Source organism: Klebsiella sp. HN106 (assembly GCF_051209435.1).
Lineage (GTDB): Bacteria > Pseudomonadota > Gammaproteobacteria > Enterobacterales > Enterobacteriaceae > Klebsiella > Klebsiella oxytoca.
Genome location: NZ_JBLURD010000004.1, coordinates 66,237 through 82,655, shown reverse-complemented (window position 1 = coordinate 82,655; position 16,419 = coordinate 66,237). Strand labels below are relative to the sequence as shown.

11 protein-coding genes are annotated in these 16,419 nt (G+C 59.3%); 3 read left to right on the top strand and 8 right to left on the bottom strand.

What is annotated here, in order from left to right:
• Positions 1-82: 82 nt before the first annotated feature.
• Together pbpC and ACSIPU_RS13020 are read right to left on the bottom strand one after the other, a co-directional pair.
• Entirely contained in the window at positions 83-2,407 is a 2,325-nt protein-coding gene (gene pbpC / locus ACSIPU_RS13025; protein WP_142472095.1) for a peptidoglycan glycosyltransferase PbpC, read from the bottom strand.
• Positions 2,408-7,354, bottom strand: coding sequence for an alpha-2-macroglobulin family protein (locus ACSIPU_RS13020; protein WP_142472094.1), 4,947 nt, complete (start codon positions 7,352-7,354; stop codon positions 2,408-2,410).
• A 421-nt stretch (positions 7,355-7,775) separates the two neighbouring features.
• Between ACSIPU_RS13020 and ACSIPU_RS13015 the strand changes: the two genes are divergently transcribed.
• The 3 genes from ACSIPU_RS13015 to sseA all read left to right on the top strand — a co-directional run bounded on the left by ACSIPU_RS13015 (position 7,776) and on the right by sseA (position 11,177).
• Complete coding sequence (locus ACSIPU_RS13015; protein WP_004114417.1) at positions 7,776-8,987, top strand: hypothetical protein; 1,212 nt, start codon at positions 7,776-7,778, stop codon at positions 8,985-8,987.
• 35 nt (positions 8,988-9,022) lie between these two features.
• Entirely contained in the window at positions 9,023-10,207 is a 1,185-nt protein-coding gene (locus tag ACSIPU_RS13010) for a M20 family metallopeptidase (protein ID WP_004104498.1), read from the top strand.
• 124 nt (positions 10,208-10,331) lie between these two features.
• A complete protein-coding gene (gene sseA, locus ACSIPU_RS13005) occupies positions 10,332-11,177 on the top strand; it encodes a 3-mercaptopyruvate sulfurtransferase (RefSeq protein ID WP_196557870.1) in 846 nt (281 codons plus the stop codon).
• 39 nt (positions 11,178-11,216) lie between these two features.
• Here sseA and sseB read toward each other — a convergent pair whose 3' ends face one another.
• The 6 genes from sseB to hscB all read right to left on the bottom strand — a co-directional run bounded on the left by sseB (position 11,217) and on the right by hscB (position 16,412).
• Positions 11,217-11,993, bottom strand: a complete 777-nt coding sequence (gene sseB, locus ACSIPU_RS13000) for an enhanced serine sensitivity protein SseB (RefSeq protein WP_004104500.1) — start codon at positions 11,991-11,993, stop codon at positions 11,217-11,219.
• 104 nt (positions 11,994-12,097) lie between these two features.
• On the bottom strand, positions 12,098-13,384 hold the full coding sequence (pepB, locus tag ACSIPU_RS12995) for an aminopeptidase PepB (protein WP_004104501.1): 1,287 nt from the start codon (positions 13,382-13,384) through the stop codon (positions 12,098-12,100).
• A 107-nt stretch (positions 13,385-13,491) separates the two neighbouring features.
• Positions 13,492-13,692, bottom strand: a complete 201-nt coding sequence (gene iscX, locus ACSIPU_RS12990) for a Fe-S cluster assembly protein IscX (protein ID WP_004104502.1) — start codon at positions 13,690-13,692, stop codon at positions 13,492-13,494.
• A gap of 1 nt (position 13,693) precedes the next feature.
• Positions 13,694-14,029: an ISC system 2Fe-2S type ferredoxin gene (fdx, locus tag ACSIPU_RS12985; protein WP_004104503.1), complete on the bottom strand. Its 336-nt coding sequence runs from the start codon at positions 14,027-14,029 to the stop codon at positions 13,694-13,696.
• A 1-nt stretch (position 14,030) separates the two neighbouring features.
• Positions 14,031-15,881, bottom strand: a complete 1,851-nt coding sequence (hscA, locus tag ACSIPU_RS12980) for a Fe-S protein assembly chaperone HscA (protein ID WP_004104504.1) — start codon at positions 15,879-15,881, stop codon at positions 14,031-14,033.
• A gap of 15 nt (positions 15,882-15,896) precedes the next feature.
• Positions 15,897-16,412 (bottom strand): co-chaperone HscB, encoded by a 516-nt coding sequence (gene hscB / locus ACSIPU_RS12975; RefSeq protein WP_004104505.1) that lies wholly within the window; start codon positions 16,410-16,412, stop codon positions 15,897-15,899.
• Positions 16,413-16,419: the final 7 nt, after the last annotated feature.

Genomic DNA, 16,419 nt, shown 5'->3' with positions numbered 1-16,419 from the left:
GATTGCCTATGTATTTAGGTAACATTTTTTTAAAAAAAAGCGACCTTAAACAACAAATCCAGCCCATTAAGGCAAGTTCTGTTTATTGCACCGTGAAGTTCGCGGCAACAATTTGCCCCGCCTCATCCATCACCACCAGTTGATAACGGTCAGGGCGATCGATGTTAAGGGTCGCGCTGGAGCCTTCAGCCGGCATAGGCTCACCGTTAAGAAACCACCAGCGGCGCCCTTCCCCTCCGGTCGTTTGCAGCGACAGCATCACCCTCTGCTCGCCGGGCAGTCGTTTAACGACTGCGCCCTCGCGTATGCCCGAGAGCACCAGCGGTGCGGCATCAGCGCTTTGGACCGGCGGACACGCCGCCGAAACTGCAGGCAGCCTGACCCGACGTCGTTCGCCTGCGGGTAGCCAGGGTTCGAGCGGCAGCGGCCAGACGTCGAAACTTTTCTCTACCGCGCCAGGGCAATCTGCCGCCACCCGCTGTCCTTTTTCGTTCAGCCAGACCGGAAAGCGGATCCCTCGCATACCTTCCTGTCCAGGGAGCAGCAAGGTCGGCGGCTGACTCTCATCAAGTAGCCAGGTGGCCAGCCGTCGGCGGCAGTTCGCATCCCCCGCAGGTAAATACTGCCCGCCGGGCCAGCAAACCGTCCCGGCGCTGACCGATGAGGGACGCGGGTCGCTCGGCAATCCGCCGTGGCTCATTGCCGGCCGCGCCAGCAGCATATTATTGACCTGATTCAGCAGCGGCACCGCGCTGGCGAAGCCAAACTGTCCGACAACCGGCGTGCCGTCAGGTCTTCCGGTCCAGATACCTATCAGATAGCGGGCGTTCACGCCGATTGCCCAGGCATCGCGATAGCCGTAGCTGGTTCCGGTTTTCCACGCCAGCGGCACCACCTGTACCAGCGACGCATCGGGAACCGGCTGCGCTTCGCCGGCCAGAATGCGCCGCACAATCCAGGCGGCCCCCGGCGACAGCAGCGGTCGTTCAACCAGCGGTGAATCAGGAGTGATGCGCAGTTGCCCCGCCTTACCGTGACGGGCGAACGCGCTGTACGCCGCCACGATATCCGCCAGACGCGCGCCGGCGCCGCCGAGGATCAGCGATAGATTCGGCTCCGCGCCGGCGGGCAGCATCAGCGGCAATCCGGCATTGCGCAGCCTGGCGGCAAAACGCTTCGGCCCGTAGGCCTCCAGCACCTGCACAGCCGGAAGGTTCAACGAGCGAACCAGCGCTTCGCTGGCGCTTACCGGCCCGTGAAAACCGCTGTCAAAGTTGCCCGGCCGGTAGTCGCTAAACCGGCGCGGGACATCCTGTAATAGCGAAGCCGGATGGATCAGCCCCTCATCCAGCGCCATGCCGTAGACAAACGGTTTCAGTACCGAACCCGGGGAGCGGATCGCCGATACCATATCAATGTGGCCAAAGCGGCTATCATCACTGATATCCGCCGATCCTACCCAGCCGCGCACCTTCATATTGGTATGGTCGACCACCACCATCGCTAAAGAGCTGCGCGGCGGCAGGCGCGATTTCCAGTTCAGCGCCAGATCCTCCAGCTGCCGCTGCAGCCCGGCATCCAGCGTCGTTACTACCTTCTCAGACCGGCTGCTCGCCAGCGCGCGGCGGGAGAAAAGCGGCGCCAGCTGCGGCATCTGCCGCGGAAACAGCCAGACGGGCTCTTCGATAGCTTCTCGCACCGGCTGCGGCGGCCACACGCCCTGATTTTCCATTCTCAGCAGCACTTTATCGCGCGCCGCCTGCGCTCGTTCCGGCCAGCGGTCCGGGCGCAGCCTGCTTGGCGCCTGCGGCAGAACGGCCAGCAGCGCCGCTTCGCCGTAGCTTAGCTGTGCGGGCGGTTTACCGAGATAAGCCCAGCTGGCCGCGCCAATCCCCTGCAGCGTGCCGCCGAACGGCGCCCGATTGAGATAGAGCGTGAGGATCTCGCTTTTTGACAGATGCCACTCCAGCTGCAGCGCCCGCCATAGCTGACGCAGCTTGCCGCCGAAGGTGCGGGGATGAGGATCGAGCAGGCGCGCCACCTGCATGGTCAGGGTGCTCCCTCCGGAGATCACTCTCCCGGAAGTGAGATCCTGCCAGGCGGCGCGAGCGATCGCAAACGGGTTAACGCCGGGATGCTCCCAGAACCAGCGATCTTCATAGTGGATCAGCGCCTGCAAATAGCGCGGCGAAACATCAGCCAGCGTTACCGGATAGCGCCAGACGCCCTGCGCATCGGCAAAGCGCCACAGCGGCGTCCCGTCTTCCGCCACCACTACTCTGGCAGGGGTAACCTCACGCAGCGGCAGCGGCCACAGCCGGTCGGCCGCCAGCAGCAATAGCCACAGCAAAAAAATAAACGCCGCCAGCCAGCGCCAGCGGCGTTTGATACGCCTCAGCACCCGCATTTATGGCGCAACGGTTAGCGGTCCGCTGGCTGCGCCAGTTGCCCGCCACTGCGGCACGTACATCGACTCAACCTGCGGCTGCGGTACCTGATAGGTGCCCGGCGTCACCGCGCGCGCCAGATAAACCAGCGTCACCGGCTGGCCTTCATTGATAGCTACCGCGGCCACAAAGCGATCGTCGCGAAACTCAATGTGCTGGATATCGGCCTGCTGCATCTGGTTAAGCAGATTTTGCACCACCTCGCCGTTCTCCTGCAGACTGGCGCTGCTGTTGGCCAGATTCTGGTTTTCCAGCTCCAGCCCCGCCGGGAGTAAATCCACTACCAGCGCGTCCGGGACGTTACGCTTAGCCGTCACCTCCAGCTTCACCAGCACCAGTTCGCCGCTGCGCAGCGAAGAGAGCGATTTCTGCTGACCCTGGGTATCGAAAATTTGCCGTTCAATGCCCAGCACGTTGCCCCCCGGCTGCGGCGCGTTCTGCGGATAGCCGCTGCTGTCGAGACGGAGCCACAGCGGCTGCTGACCGGTATTGGTCACCTGCAAGGCCGCCAGCTGATCGCCGGTCAGGTTACGGGTTTGCGCTTTCTCGCCGGAGAGCGGTTCGGCCTGCACGGAGGTTTGTGCCTGCCAGCTGCCGGGAAGATCCTGCAACGTACGTCCGGCCAGGAACAGGGCATTACTCTCCTGCGTCGAGAGCCAGCGCTGGCCGTAGGCTTCTTCCGCCAGATGGCTGAGCAGCGTATTTTGCGCTTCCGGCAGCAGTTTGTTCTCCTCCAGCAGCGCCAGCTTCAGCGCATCGTCGCGCAGCTCGCTGCCGTAATCGCCGAGCCAGCGGTTCGCCTCCTGCCGCGACGTGCTCAGCGCCAGCTTCAGGGCTTCGTCGCCGCGCGGCGCATCGCCCATCAATTTCAGGGCCACGCCCAGCTGCAGTAGCGGCAGACCGGAACGCGCCTGGTCGTGACGGCTCCAGATTTCGCGCAGCGCGCCGAGCGGCGCTTTCTGCTGCCGTGCCAGCACCAGCGCGGCGTAGGCCTGAGCGGCAAAACGGCTGGCCTGGGCATCATCGCTGTAGCGGACGGCGATCAGCCCCGGCTCCTGTAAATAACGCAGCAGGCGCTGGTTGCCGTTATTGACGGCATTGGTTGGTACGCTATAGCCCTGCTCGCCCGCCCGGACGAGGAAGTCCATCGTGTAGGCGGTTAGCCAGTACTCTTCCGGCCCCTCTCTGTCCCACAGGGCGAAACCGCCGTCATCGCGCTGCATCTGCAGCAGGCGAGAAATGCCGATATCCACCGCCGCGCGTCGTTTTTCATCGCTATCGCCGCCGATCCCCAGGGCTTTAAGCTGGGCGGCGTTGGTATAGAGCGACGGGAATAGCCCGCTGGTGGTCTGCTCCAGGCAGCCGTAAGGATAGGCCTTCAGGTCGCGAATATAGCGCGCCAGGTTCAGCGGCGGCTTGCCGCTAAACACCAACTGCCCCTGCAACGTGGCCGGCGAGAAACCCTCGCTTTGCGCCGCCGGAGCCTGCCAGCTTTCCCCCGGCTGGAGGACAGCGCCGGAATTCACGGTTTGCGCCGGGAAGGCGGGACGCACGCCCAGCTTCCACTGCTTCTGCATTGGCGTGAAAGTTTCACCCGGCAGGTTCAGGCCGCTGATGGTGGCATTTACCTCACCATCGCCAAAGCCTTGTAGGGCGCGAACGGGCACAAACAGGGTGCTGCGCGCGCCGGGCGCCAGATGCACCGGCGGTATTTCTCCCCCTGCAAGCTGCAGCAGACCGCTGGCTGCCAGCGCAACGTTGAGAGTCTGCGGCTTATCGGTCAGGTTGCTGAGATCCAGCGCCAGGCGAGTGGTATCTCCGCTGGCGAGGAAACGCGGCATATTCAGCTCCGCAATCACCGGCGCCGCCACGATCGTTTTTTCTTCGCTGCTGCCGAAATCATCAGCCGTCCACGCCTGCGCCATGATCCGCAGTTCGCCGTTAAAGTCGCCGATTGGCAGGGTCACCGTCCCTTCGCCTTTCTCATCCAGCACAACCGGCTGTGCCTGCTGGGCGATAATCGTCACGTGATTAACCGGCGGCTTACCGCCGCGTTTCAGTTCATCGCCGTCGCCGCCGAAGCGCAGGCTGGCGAGCCTCCCCTGTCCTTCAATGACCTGACCATAGATATCGTAAATATCGGCGCCGTAGCGTTTCTGGCCAAAGAACGCGTTCCAGGGATCCGGCGTGGCGTAGTCGGTAATATTGAGTACGCCGCTATCGACGGCAGAGAGCAGAACGTTAACCTGTTTCGGCGTCTCGCCTTCTTTGAGGCTGGCCTTAATCTTCACTTTCAACGGCTGGTCAGGACGCATTTTATCCGGTGCTTCCAGCGCCAGATTCAGGCGACGGTTATCATCGCCAAGCGGCAGGTGCAGCAGCCCCACGGCCCGTTTTGGCGTTGCGGACTGGGATTTATCCCCCGGGCGAATCACCAGGGTGCTGAGGTACAGGTCGTGACGATTCCAGGCTTTATCCACCGGGATAGATAATTCCATCCCTTCCGCCGGGACGTCAATCTCCTGCCACCACAGCGGCCCTTCGCTTGATTCCACCAGCGCGTAGCCTTTACCGGCAGCCGGAGCGGCAATATGCAGCTTGATCGTATCGCCGGGTTTATAGGCCGGTTTATCCAGCTTCATGGTAACGCGGTCCGGACGCGCCGCCCCCTGGCCTTCGCTGTTATCCTGCCAGCTGTACCCTGCCCAGAAGCGTACGCTGCTGATGACATCATCCGGCCCTTTGACTTCCAGGCGATAGGCGCCCCACTCGACCGGGAAACTTACTTTCGCCGTTTGCCCGGCAGAGAGATCGAGCGATTCCTCACCTTCCTGAAGATCTTTTTGATCGAACTGTGACTGCCAGCCTTCGCTCTCGGACCAGTTCCAGTAGTAGTCGCGACGTTCGCGAATTAATCGCACCTGCAGCCCGGAGACCGCTTTCTTTTCGCCTTTGGCATCGGCGTAGACAATTTCAAATGCGGCGTTGCTGTTTTCATCCACTACCGGCTGCTTGATCGTGCTGTCGGTACGATAGTCATAAACCTCTTTCAGGGCGAATTCCGGACGGATGCCAGGCAGCGTTTCGGCCGGCCAGATCGGCTGCCTGACGGTGCGCGTAACCGGTCTGCCGCCGGACTCCAGCAGGCTGGCCTGCAGGATCACCTGCAGCGGCGAGCGGCTCTCCTGCCACTGGCTGGCGGCGGTGACTTCCGCATGTCCCTGGTCATCCAGGGTGGTCTGCACTTCATCCAGGCTGCGGGAAAGATTCTCCTCGGCAATGTCGCCAAACTGGAAGCCCGGCAGCGCAGGTACCGCGTCGCGCAGCGGACGCAGGAACAGTTTACCCTGCAGCGAGTTGCCGCTGGCCGGCGCGCCGTACAAATACGCCCCGCTTACGGCAAAGCTGACATCCGCAGCCGGCGAAACGGGGGCATTTTGCGGCGTGAGATTCAGCGCCATGCGCTCAGGCATAAAATCTTCAACGTGAAAATCCCACTCGCGCGGCTGGTTATCGCCGGTACTGGCGCGAATATGCCACATCCCGGTCGCCGCGCCGCTATCGAGCGGATAAGTAAATTGATACAGACCATTGATCGGTTTGCTGACCGTCGAGCGGATTACCTGGCCATCCGGCTGCACCACTTCCAGCTTTACCGGCTGTTCGGGAAGCGGCCTGCCGTCGCTATCGCGCAGTAACGCGTTGAGGATCACCGTTTCGCCCGGGCGGTAGAGATCGCGCGGACCAAACATAAACAGCTGCTTGCTAAAGCCCGGCGCGCCGGCAATAGAAAACTCAGCCAGATCCAGCGCCGGAAGTTTAAGATCCAGCAGAGTGGTTTGCCCGTCCTTACGCGCCAGCAGCAGCGCCGCGTCTTTATCCGTTTGCAACGTCACGTGCCCCTGAGCGTCGCTCTTCGCCTGCGCCAGGGTTTGCCCTTTGGCGTTCAGCAGCTGCACATCGATACCGGACTGCGCCGCGCCGTTTTCCAGACTCTGGGTAAAGACATCCAGCCGATGGTGATAACGGTGCGCGGATACGCCAATATCGCTGAGGGTGAACAGCGTCGCAGCGTTGCTATAGCTGTAGCGGCCCGCCTGATTCATCACCGCGATATAGACGCCCGGCTCCTGCAGTGGCTTGATATCCGCCAGCGGCAACAGCAGTTTTTCGCGCGTATTGCGCGCGGGGTTGAGGTCAAAACGGCCGGTGTAGACCAGATCGGCCATCTTCAGCAGCTCGTCCGACTCCCAGTTGCTCAAGGAATTCCGGTATTCCCATTGGCTGACGAAGGCCGAAAGTGATTCAGGTTTAATCCGGAAAAAATTGACGTCGATGTTATCGACATTCAGCGCCATCACCGGCAGTCCGGCCACGACTTTCCCCGGCAGCAGCGAGCCGCGGCTGGCAAAGCCGATGCTCGGGGCGATGTCGCGGGTGGTAATGGTTTTTTCAAAGCTGCTGTCAAAAGTCGCTTTATTCAGCGCCGCCAGGGTGGGATCCACCGAAACGATCAGCTCGCGTTTTGGCTCAAGATGGCGAAGACGCAGCTCTTTAAGGTTGGGCGCCAGCTCCCATGCCCCGTCAACTTTGCCGCTTTTTTTGTCGACCAGATGCACGCTGCGGGAGAAATCCTGATCCGGCTGTAGAGGAATAGAAAAAGTCAGCACCAGCGTCGCCGCGCCGTCGAGCTGAACTTCAGAGGCATCCAGCAGCGTTAACGCTTTGCCTTTGCTTTTCTCAGCCAGCGCCGCCAGCTGGGCGCTGTCCGGCTTCGCGGGCGCGTTATCCGCCGCTGCGGATGCCGCCGGCGCGGCCGCCTGCGGTTTGCCGCTGTCGTCGCAGCCGGTTATCGATAGCGCGGTAAGTAGCGCCAGAGACAGCGCCGCCAAACGAAATGGTTTCATCCTTCTAACCCCTCGGCCCGCAGGCCAGATACATTCAGTGAACACATTATTATGCGTTAACGGCAGAATTACCAATAGCCCGCCAGCCCGCAATATTGGTAGATAACCGGGGCGGCGACCCCGCGAACCACGGATAGCTGGAGTGAATTAATTTAGCGGATATATCGCGCTACGATTTTTCTTACCTCGACCTTTAATATCCTCAACCATTGGCACTTTTTATTCTGAAATTCCCCTCTCTCCGGCCATATAAATTGACAAGGCGCGAGCTTTCTATTTATTGTTCGGGATATCAATGCCTTTAAAATATAAATCATTACCCTGGCGATGATAGTGACTGTCCGTTCCACAGTCTTCCAGAAAGCACAACATCAACCCATCTCATATTCCTTATATGGGATAAATAATATGGAAGTTATTTATGTCTCAAATGGTCGCACTGTCGATTATTATTTTAATTCTTTATATCGGCGACGTTGTTTCTACCCGCACAAAAGCCTGGATTCCCTCGGTATTTGTCTGCGCCGTTCTGTTTTTAGTCGGCTACTGGACATTTTTTCCGGCAGATATCATTAGCCGGGCCGGGATCGGTACGCCAGTTGCCATAATGCTCATGTATCTGTTAATCACTAATATGGGCACCCTGCTGTCGCTGAAAGAGCTGGCGCAGCAGTGGAAGACCGTGGTCATCTCTCTCGCCGGTATTGCCGGGATCGCGGTGGCCGTCTTTGCGGTGAGCATGATGCTATTCGATCTTAACACCGCGCTGGTCACCATTCCTCCGCTGGTCGGGGGTATCGTGTCATCGCTGATTATGTCGCAGGGCGCCAGTAGCGCCGGCCTGGTAGACCTGTCGGTTTTTGCCATTTTGATTTACGTGATGCAGGGGTTCGCCGGATATCCGCTGACCGCGATTATGCTGCAACGAGAAGGCAAAACGCTGCTTGCCCGCTACCGCAGCGGCGAACAGCGCCCTGATGACATTGCCGAAGAGCACGCGATGCTTGCCGTCGGCGAGGAGAAAATGCCGCGCCTGTTCAGTAAAATCCCCGTCAGCTACAACAGCAATTACTTTAAATTCCTGCGTCTGGCGCTGGTCGGCTGTCTGGCCTGGATCGTCGCTGACCTCGCAAAGCCAATCGTGAATATCAGCCCCTTCGTACTGTGTCTGTTTTTTGGCGTCGTATTTACCTCGTTAGGCTTCCTGGAAAAACATACCCTGCATAAGGCTAACGGCTTTGGCTTCGCCATTATGGCGTTGATGCTCTTTATCTTTGATACGTTGAACAAAGCCACGCCGGAGATGCTGCTGCGTCTGCTATTCCCGATGGTAGTGTTAATCGCCACGGCGGTGATAGGTATGTTTGTTGTCTCCTGGCTGGTCGGAAAACTGCTTGGCGTCAGCGGTCCGATGGCATTCGCCATCTCTTTGACCGCGCTGTACGGTTTTCCCGCCGACTACATTATTACCAACGAGGCCATCAACGCCCTCACCCACGATGAAAAAGAGCGCCAGATGCTCACCCACCATATGCTGGGCCCGATGCTGGTTGGCGGATTCGTCTCCGTCACCATGGTTTCGGTGGTGTTAGCCGGAATTCTGGTCGGCTATCTGACGCCGGTGCTCGGTTGAGCGCGTTGAATTTTTAGCAAATTATGGAGCCATTGATGATTAACCCTGATATCACCGCGATTATCGCCAGACAAGAACAGGCGATGATCGCTTTTCGCCGCGACCTGCACGCCCATCCGGAACTTCCCTGGGAGGAGAAGCGCACGACGGATCGCGTCGCCGCCGAACTGGAGGCTATCGGTATCCCTTATCGCCGCACTCATCCCACCGGAATCATCGCCGACATCATCGGCGGCAAGCCGGGTAAAACCGTAGCTCTGCGCGCCGATATGGATGCGCTGCCGGTACGGGAGCTGAACGATCCGCTCGACTATAAATCACAAACGCCCGGGAAAATGCACGCCTGCGGCCACGACGCCCATACCGCCATGCTGCTGACCGCCGCCCATGCATTATATGATGTTCGCGAACAGCTGACGGGCAACGTACGGCTCATCTTTCAGCCTGCGGAAGAGATTGCCGAAGGGGCAAAGGCGATGATACAGCAGGGGGCGATTGATAACGTGGATAACGTTTTCGGAATGCATATCTGGTCGGGCACGCCGTCCGGAAAAATCTCCTGTAACGTCGGTTCATCCTTTGCCTCAGCCGATTTACTGAAAGTGACCTTCCGCGGCCGCGGCGGCCATGGTTCGATGCCGGAGGCCTGCGTCGATGCGGCGGTCGTTGCTTCCGCTTTCGTGATGAATCTACAGGCTATTGTGGCGCGAGAAACTTCCCCGCTGGAATCTGCGGTAGTGACTATCGGCAAAATGGATGTCGGCACGCGCTTTAACGTCATCGCTGAAAACGCCGTTCTTGACGGTACCGTACGCTGCTTTAGTCTTGAAGCGCGCCAGCGGCTGGAAACGGCGATTAGCCGCTATGCCGAGCATACTGCCGCAGTGTATGGGGCGACCGCTCAGGTTGACTACTGCTACGGTACGCTACCGGTGATCAACGAAGAGCGCAGCGCGCTGCTGGCGCAGTCGGTTATCCGCGACGCATTCGGCGATAGCGTCCTTTTCAACGAAAAGCCGACTACCGGCGGAGAAGATTTCAGTTTTTATATGGAAAATATCCCCGGCGCCTTTGCGCTGCTTGGCTCAGGAAATAAAGAGAAAGGCAGCGACTACGCGCACCATCACGGCTGCTTTAATATTGACGAGCAGGTGATGAAAAGCGGCGCTGAACTGTACGCGCAGTACGCCTGGCGCTATCTGCAGCAAAACGCGTTTTAAGCCCCCCCTCCCCCGACGCTGCTCGGGGGAGCATCACATTCCCACCGCCTCTTCTTGAAAATGCCTTGTCGATATCGCAAAAAACAACAACAATCACTCTATTGTTGATGACACGGAGGCACTCATGTCTACCTCGTTTTTTGTCGCTGCCGACTGGCTGGCAGAGCATATTGATGACCCGGAAATCCAGATTATCGACGCGCGGATGGCGCCGCCGGGACAGGAAGAGCGCGATCTTAACGCTGAGTATCAGGCCGGTCATATTCCCGGCGCCGTCTTTTTTGATATCGAAGCCCTCTCCGATCACACCAGCCCGCTGCCGCACATGATGCCGCGCGCGGAGGCGTTTGCCGTCGCCATGCGCGAACTAGGCGTCAGCAGCGATAAGCACCTGGTGGTATACGATGAAGGTAATCTCTTCTCTGCGCCGCGCGCCTGGTGGATGCTGCGCGCGTTCGGCGTTGAAAAGGTGTCGATTGTTGCGGGTGGGCTGGAAGGCTGGCGCCGCGATGGGCTACCGCTGGAGCAAGGCCTTCCCGAACTGCCGGAAGGGGATTTTGACGGACGCGTCGAACCGCTGGCGATCAAGCGGCTGACCGATGTGCTGCTGGTCAGCCATGAAGGATCGGCGCAGATCGTCGATGCGCGTCCGGCAGGGCGCTTTAATGGCCAGGTGGCAGAGCCGCGACCGGGCCTGCGCTGCGGGCATATTCCCGGCGCGCTAAACGTGCCGTGGACTGAACTGGTGATTAACGGCGAACTTAAAACCACCGATGAACTCAACGAGATTTTTGCGCGTCAGGGCGTCGATTTTGAACGGCCGATTATTGCCAGCTGCGGCTCCGGCGTAACGGCGGCGGTCGTCGTGCTGGCGCTCACTACTCTCGGCGTTAACGGCGTTAGCCTGTACGACGGCTCATGGAGCGAATGGGGCGCGCGGACGGATTTACCGATTGAGCCGGCCCAGTAGGCAGTAGATAGCACAATGGGGGCCCGGGCCCCCATTGTGTTAAATAATTCGATTTTGCTTAAAGTCGCGCAGGAAGCTGCCCCAGCGCTTTTCATAAAACGGCGTAATGTGGGCGATCATAAAGTGGCTAATTCCCTTTTCACCCTCCACCACCTGACAGATGTCAATCGGCTCATCGCCGGGAAGCGTATCGGTCGCCACGCTGCCGGTCGCCTGAATAACCTCCTCAATATCGCCTTCCGCTTCAATGCCAATCAGCAGGTTGGCTGGCGCATCGGCGCTGTCTTTGATAGAGCATAAAAACGCGCGCTTCACCGTTTTCAGCGTCTTAAACAGCGTGGTCAGCGAGTCCACCATCTGCGCGGGCGGCTCGGCAACCTCAGACAGCAGCAGCGACTCTCCGCCTTCCAGCACGGTCTGGGTGCTGAGCGGGCTGCCCTCTTCGCCCAGCAGATGGCTGATCTCACGCGGCGCAAACTCTTTGCCGGTGGCGAGTTTGGCATTGAGATAGAGCGTCTCGCCGAGGGTCATGGCAAATAGCGTGCGCACCGGCATCACCACGAAAGACTGTTCGTCCTCAACGGCCTGCTGCAGCGCCGCCAGCGAGGTGAAGAAAGGAATGACCGATGTACCATCATCTTTTTCCCAGTGCTGCAGATCCAGTACGCTGTCTTCAACGACCTGCTCGCCCTGCGCGGCGGCTCCCGGTACCCAAACGGTGGCTTCCAGCAAACTGCGGAAAAAAGCCGGACGATGGCCTGGTTCTATAGCCGCCTTCTCCAGCAGGATTTCTAGCTCATTTTTAGTTTCGGACATAGTAGTTCCACAACGATGATCCCTCCGCCCCGACGCTCTCCTCAGCGGGAGAAAACCGAACGTTGTCTCATCCTCAGGGAGAGAGTCAGGGTGAGGGGAAAGAGTTATTCCGCGGTCAACAGATTCGCAATAGTGCGCACGCCGAGGCCGGTCGCGCCCGCCGACCACTGCTCAACCGCAGATTTGCGGTAGGTCGCCGAGCAGTCGATGTGCAGCCAGCCTTCATGGTAATTCTCCACGAAGTGGGACAGGAAGCCCGCCGCGGTGCTGGCGCCGGCCGGATAGGCCGCGCTTCCGGTATTGTTCAGTTCAGCAAAGTTGGACGGCAGCTGGCCGCGGTGGAACTCAGCCAGCGGCAGACGCCAGAAAGCTTCGTTTTCAGCCTGCGCGCTCGCCAGCAGGCGATTCGCCAGCCTGTCGTCAAAGCTGAACAGGGCGTGATAGTCATTGCCCAGCGCGGTTTTCGCCGCGCCGGTCAGCGTGGCGGCATCGATGATCAGCTCCGGCTTTTGCGCCGAAGCATCGATCAAGCCGTCCGCCAGCACCAGACGACCTTCCGCATCGGTGTTCATGATTTCCACGGTTTTGCCGTTGCGATAGTGAATAATATCGCCCAGTTTGAAGGCGTTACCGCTAATCAGGTTATCGGCACAGCACAGATACAGCTTCACGCGCTTGTTCAGGCCGCGAGTAATGGCGAACGCCAGCGCGCCGGTTACCGTCGCCGCGCCGCCCATATCGGACTTCATTGAGTCCATAAATGCGCTCTGCTTGATGCTGTATCCGCCTGAGTCAAAGGTAATGCCTTTGCCGACCAGACAGGCGTATACCGGAGCTTCTTTGTCGCCAGTCGGGTTATAGTCCAGCGCCAGCAGGACCGGCGGACGCTCGGATCCGCGGCCGACGGTGTGGAGGCCCAGGTAGTTCTGCTCGCGCAGATCTTCGCCCTTAGTGATGCGATAAGAGACGTTATCGCAGGCCACGCTGCACAGCAGGTCTACCGCACGCTGCGCCAGCTGTTCCGGCCCCAGCTCTTCCGCCGGGGCGTTGATGGTGTCGCGCACCCAGTCAATAATGGTCAGGCGGTTATCCAGTTCGCTTTTCTGCGCATCGTCAAGAGCTGGCCACTCAACTTTGCGACTGCCTTTCGGGCCTTTATAACCCGCCCAGAACGCCCATGCGCGGTCGGTATCCCAGCCCTCGCCGTCAAGCGCGACATGTTTAATACCCATGCCGTCAATTTTACGCGCCGCGCGCTGAATCAAACCCAGGTCGTCTTTGCCGTTCAGGTGCAGGGCGATGCCGTCGTTATTCATGCTGTAAGACGCTTTTTCTCCCCAGCGCGCATCGGCTGGCTGAGCGGTAAGCGTAATTTTCATAGCTTCGGTCATTATCATTATCCTTCTTAGCAAACGGGCCGCCGTATGGCAGCCCGTAAAGTTCTTTCGCTCGTTGATTCACTCGGCTTAAAACCACCGGGTAAATCATGACGCGAAAATTATTCGGCTTCGTCTAACCAGACTAGCAGAATCGCCTCAAGAATTTTTTCATTGGATGCGTTTGGATCGTCATCAAACTCTTCCAGGTCGCAAATCCACTGATGCAGATCGGTGAAGCGAACGGTTTTCGGGTCGAGATCCGGGAAAGCGTCGTACAGCGCTTCGCCGATTTCACGACTATCGGTCCATTTCAGTCCCATATTAATGCTCGCGTGCGTGGTTGATGGTGTAACGCGGAATTTCGATGACCAAATCTTCGTCAGTCACCCGCGCCTGGCAGCTCAGACGGCTGTCGGGTTCAAGCCCCCAGGCCTTATCCAGCATGTCGTCTTCATCTTCGGTACTTTCAGCCAGCGAGTCAAAGCCTTCGCGCACGATGCAGTGGCAGGTGGTGCAGGCACAGGATTTTTCGCAGGCGTGTTCAATCTCAATGCCGCTACGCAGAGCAGCATCAAGAATGGTCTCACCGGTCTCAGCTTCCACAACTACGCCATCCGGACACAGGTCCTGGTGGGGCAGAAAAACAATTTTTGGCATTTTAAACCTCGTCCACGGATTGGCCTTTCAGCGCGATACGGACCGATTGATCCATACGACGTGCGGCAAATTCCTGGGTTTGTGTGTCGATATTTTTAATCGCTTCTTTGATTGCATCGGCATCATCGCCTGCCGCTGCGGCGCGTACTTGCTCCGCGGCGTCATCGATAGCCTGACGCTCTGCGGCGCTTAACAGCGCGGCGTCGGAGGCCAGCGCGCTGACCAGACTTTCCAGCACGCGTGCGGCTTCAACTTTTTGCTCGGCCAGCATACGCGCCTGGACGTCCTGTTCGGCGTAGCTCATCGAATCTTTAATCATGCTGGCGATCTCGCCGTCGGTCAGACCGTAGGACGGCTTCACCTGAATTGAGGCCTCGACGCCGGTCGATTTCTCCATCGCCGTCACGCTCAGCAGACCGTCGGCATCCACCTGGAAGGTCACGCGAATATGCGCTCCGCCCGCCGGTAATGCCGGAATGCCGCGCAGCGCAAAGCGCGCCAGGGAACGGCAGTCCTGCACCAGCTCGCGCTCGCCCTGCATAACATGGATAGACATCGCCGTCTGGCCATCTTTGAAGGTGGTGAACTCCTGCGCGCGCGCGACAGGTATGGTGGTGTTACGCGGAATAACCTTTTCCACCAGGCCACCCATGGTTTCCAGCCCCAGGGAGAGTGGGATGACATCAAGCAGCAGCAGTTCGCTGTCCGGCTTATTGCCTACCAGAATGTCCGCCTGAATCGCCGCGCCGATGGCGACGACTTTATCCGGATCGATAGAGGTCAGCGGCGTACGGCCAAAGAACTCGCCGACGCGTTCACGCACCAGCGGCACGCGGGTCGAGCCGCCCACCATCACCACTTCCAGAACCTCTTGCGCCTCAACGCCTGCATCTTTCAACGCGCGACGGCAGGCCAATAATGTACGTTTTACCAGCGGCGCGATCAGCTCATTAAACTGGCTGCGGGTCACTTCACCCTGCCAGCCACCGACATTCACCCGCGCCGTATCGGCATCGCTGAGGGCGATTTTTGCCGCGATGGCCGCGTCGAGCAGCTCACGCTGCAGGCGGTTATCGCTGCGATCGTTCAGGCCAGCCTGCTCGCGCAGATAATCGGCCAACAGATGATCGAAATCGTCACCGCCGAGCGCGGAATCGCCGCCGGTCGCCAGGACTTCAAATACGCCGCGACTCAAGCGCAGCACGGAGATATCAAAAGTGCCGCCGCCGAGATCGTAAACCGCGATAGTTCCTTCCTGACCGGAGTCCAGACCGTAGGCAATCGCCGCCGCAGTGGGTTCGTTCAGAAGACGCAGGACGTGCAGGCCCGCCAGACGCGCGGCATCTTTGGTACCCTGACGCTGGGCATCATCGAAGTAGGCCGGCACGGTGATCACTACGCCGTCAAGCTCGCCCGCCAGCGCCTCGGTGGCGCGTGCGGCCAGCGCCTTCAGAATATCGGCAGAAACGCGAACCGGATTGAGCAGTCCGCCCGTTGTCTGAATCATCGGCAGGCCGTTTTCGCTGGCCTGCAGGTGATAAGGCAGATGCGGGTAGCGGGCCTCGATATCGGCCAAAGAGCGCCCCATCATGCGTTTGACGGAGCTAATGGTGTTGACCGGATCCTGAGCGGCGTTTTGTCGCGCGTCGTAGCCCACCGTCAAACCCGAAGCCTGATAGTTCACCACCGATGGCAGCAAATAGCGCCCCTGATGGTCGGGCAGGGTTTCGGCCTGGCCGCTACGCACGGTAGCAACCAGTGAATTGGTGGTGCCCAGGTCGATACCCGCCGCCAGACGTCGCTGGTGCGGCGCGGCGCTCAGGCCAGGCTCACTAATTTGTAATAAGGCCATAATTGCTTCCGAAAATTAAAAATCGAGCAGTTTTTCTTCGAGTTGTTCCGCACTGCTTCGCAGTTTATCGAGAAAACGCAGCTTGCGCACGGTATCCGCCGCCGCCTCCCACGTCTCGTTATTCAGTTGTTCAACCATCAGCTGATGCCGGGTATCAAATTGCGCTTTGACCCGCTTGATAAAACTTTCCAGCCGCGCTTCATCTTTCGCCTTGCCTATCTCATCAAGCTCTTCGCGCAGTTCCAGCTGTTCCATCAGGAACGCGGTATCGCGCACGGTATGCTGCTCGCTGGCGAGATCGAATCCGTGAAGCGAAAGGAGATATTCGGCGCGGGTCAGCGGGTGGCGAAGGGTTTGCCACGCCTGATTGATGGTGGCGGACTGCTGCACCGCGGCAAGCTGTTCGGCCGCGCTGCCGCTGGCGAACTTGTCCGGGTGATACTGGCGCTGTAGCTCCTGGTACCGGGCAGCCAGAGGTTCTAACGAAAGGGTATAGCTGGCCGGTAACCCGAAGAGGGTAAAATAGTCCATAACAACC

Bases quoted from the DNA above. Each gene is read 5' to 3' on its own strand.
- pbpC (WP_142472095.1), bottom strand. From the start codon at position 2,407: ATGCGGGTGCTGAGGCGTATCAAACGCCGCTGGCGCTGGCTGGCGGCG.
- ACSIPU_RS13020 (WP_142472094.1), bottom strand. From the start codon at position 7,354: ATGAAACCATTTCGTTTGGCGGCGCTGTCTCTGGCGCTACTTACCGCG.
- ACSIPU_RS13015 (WP_004114417.1), top strand. From the start codon at position 7,776: ATGTCTCAAATGGTCGCACTGTCGATTATTATTTTAATTCTTTATATC.
- ACSIPU_RS13010 (WP_004104498.1), top strand. From the start codon at position 9,023: ATGATTAACCCTGATATCACCGCGATTATCGCCAGACAAGAACAGGCG.
- sseA (WP_196557870.1), top strand. From the start codon at position 10,332: ATGTCTACCTCGTTTTTTGTCGCTGCCGACTGGCTGGCAGAGCATATT.
- sseB (WP_004104500.1), bottom strand. From the start codon at position 11,993: ATGTCCGAAACTAAAAATGAGCTAGAAATCCTGCTGGAGAAGGCGGCT.
- pepB (WP_004104501.1), bottom strand. From the start codon at position 13,384: ATGACCGAAGCTATGAAAATTACGCTTACCGCTCAGCCAGCCGATGCG.
- iscX (WP_004104502.1), bottom strand. From the start codon at position 13,692: ATGGGACTGAAATGGACCGATAGTCGTGAAATCGGCGAAGCGCTGTAC.
- fdx (WP_004104503.1), bottom strand. From the start codon at position 14,029: ATGCCAAAAATTGTTTTTCTGCCCCACCAGGACCTGTGTCCGGATGGC.
- hscA (WP_004104504.1), bottom strand. From the start codon at position 15,881: ATGGCCTTATTACAAATTAGTGAGCCTGGCCTGAGCGCCGCGCCGCAC.
- hscB (WP_004104505.1), bottom strand. From the start codon at position 16,412: ATGGACTATTTTACCCTCTTCGGGTTACCGGCCAGCTATACCCTTTCG.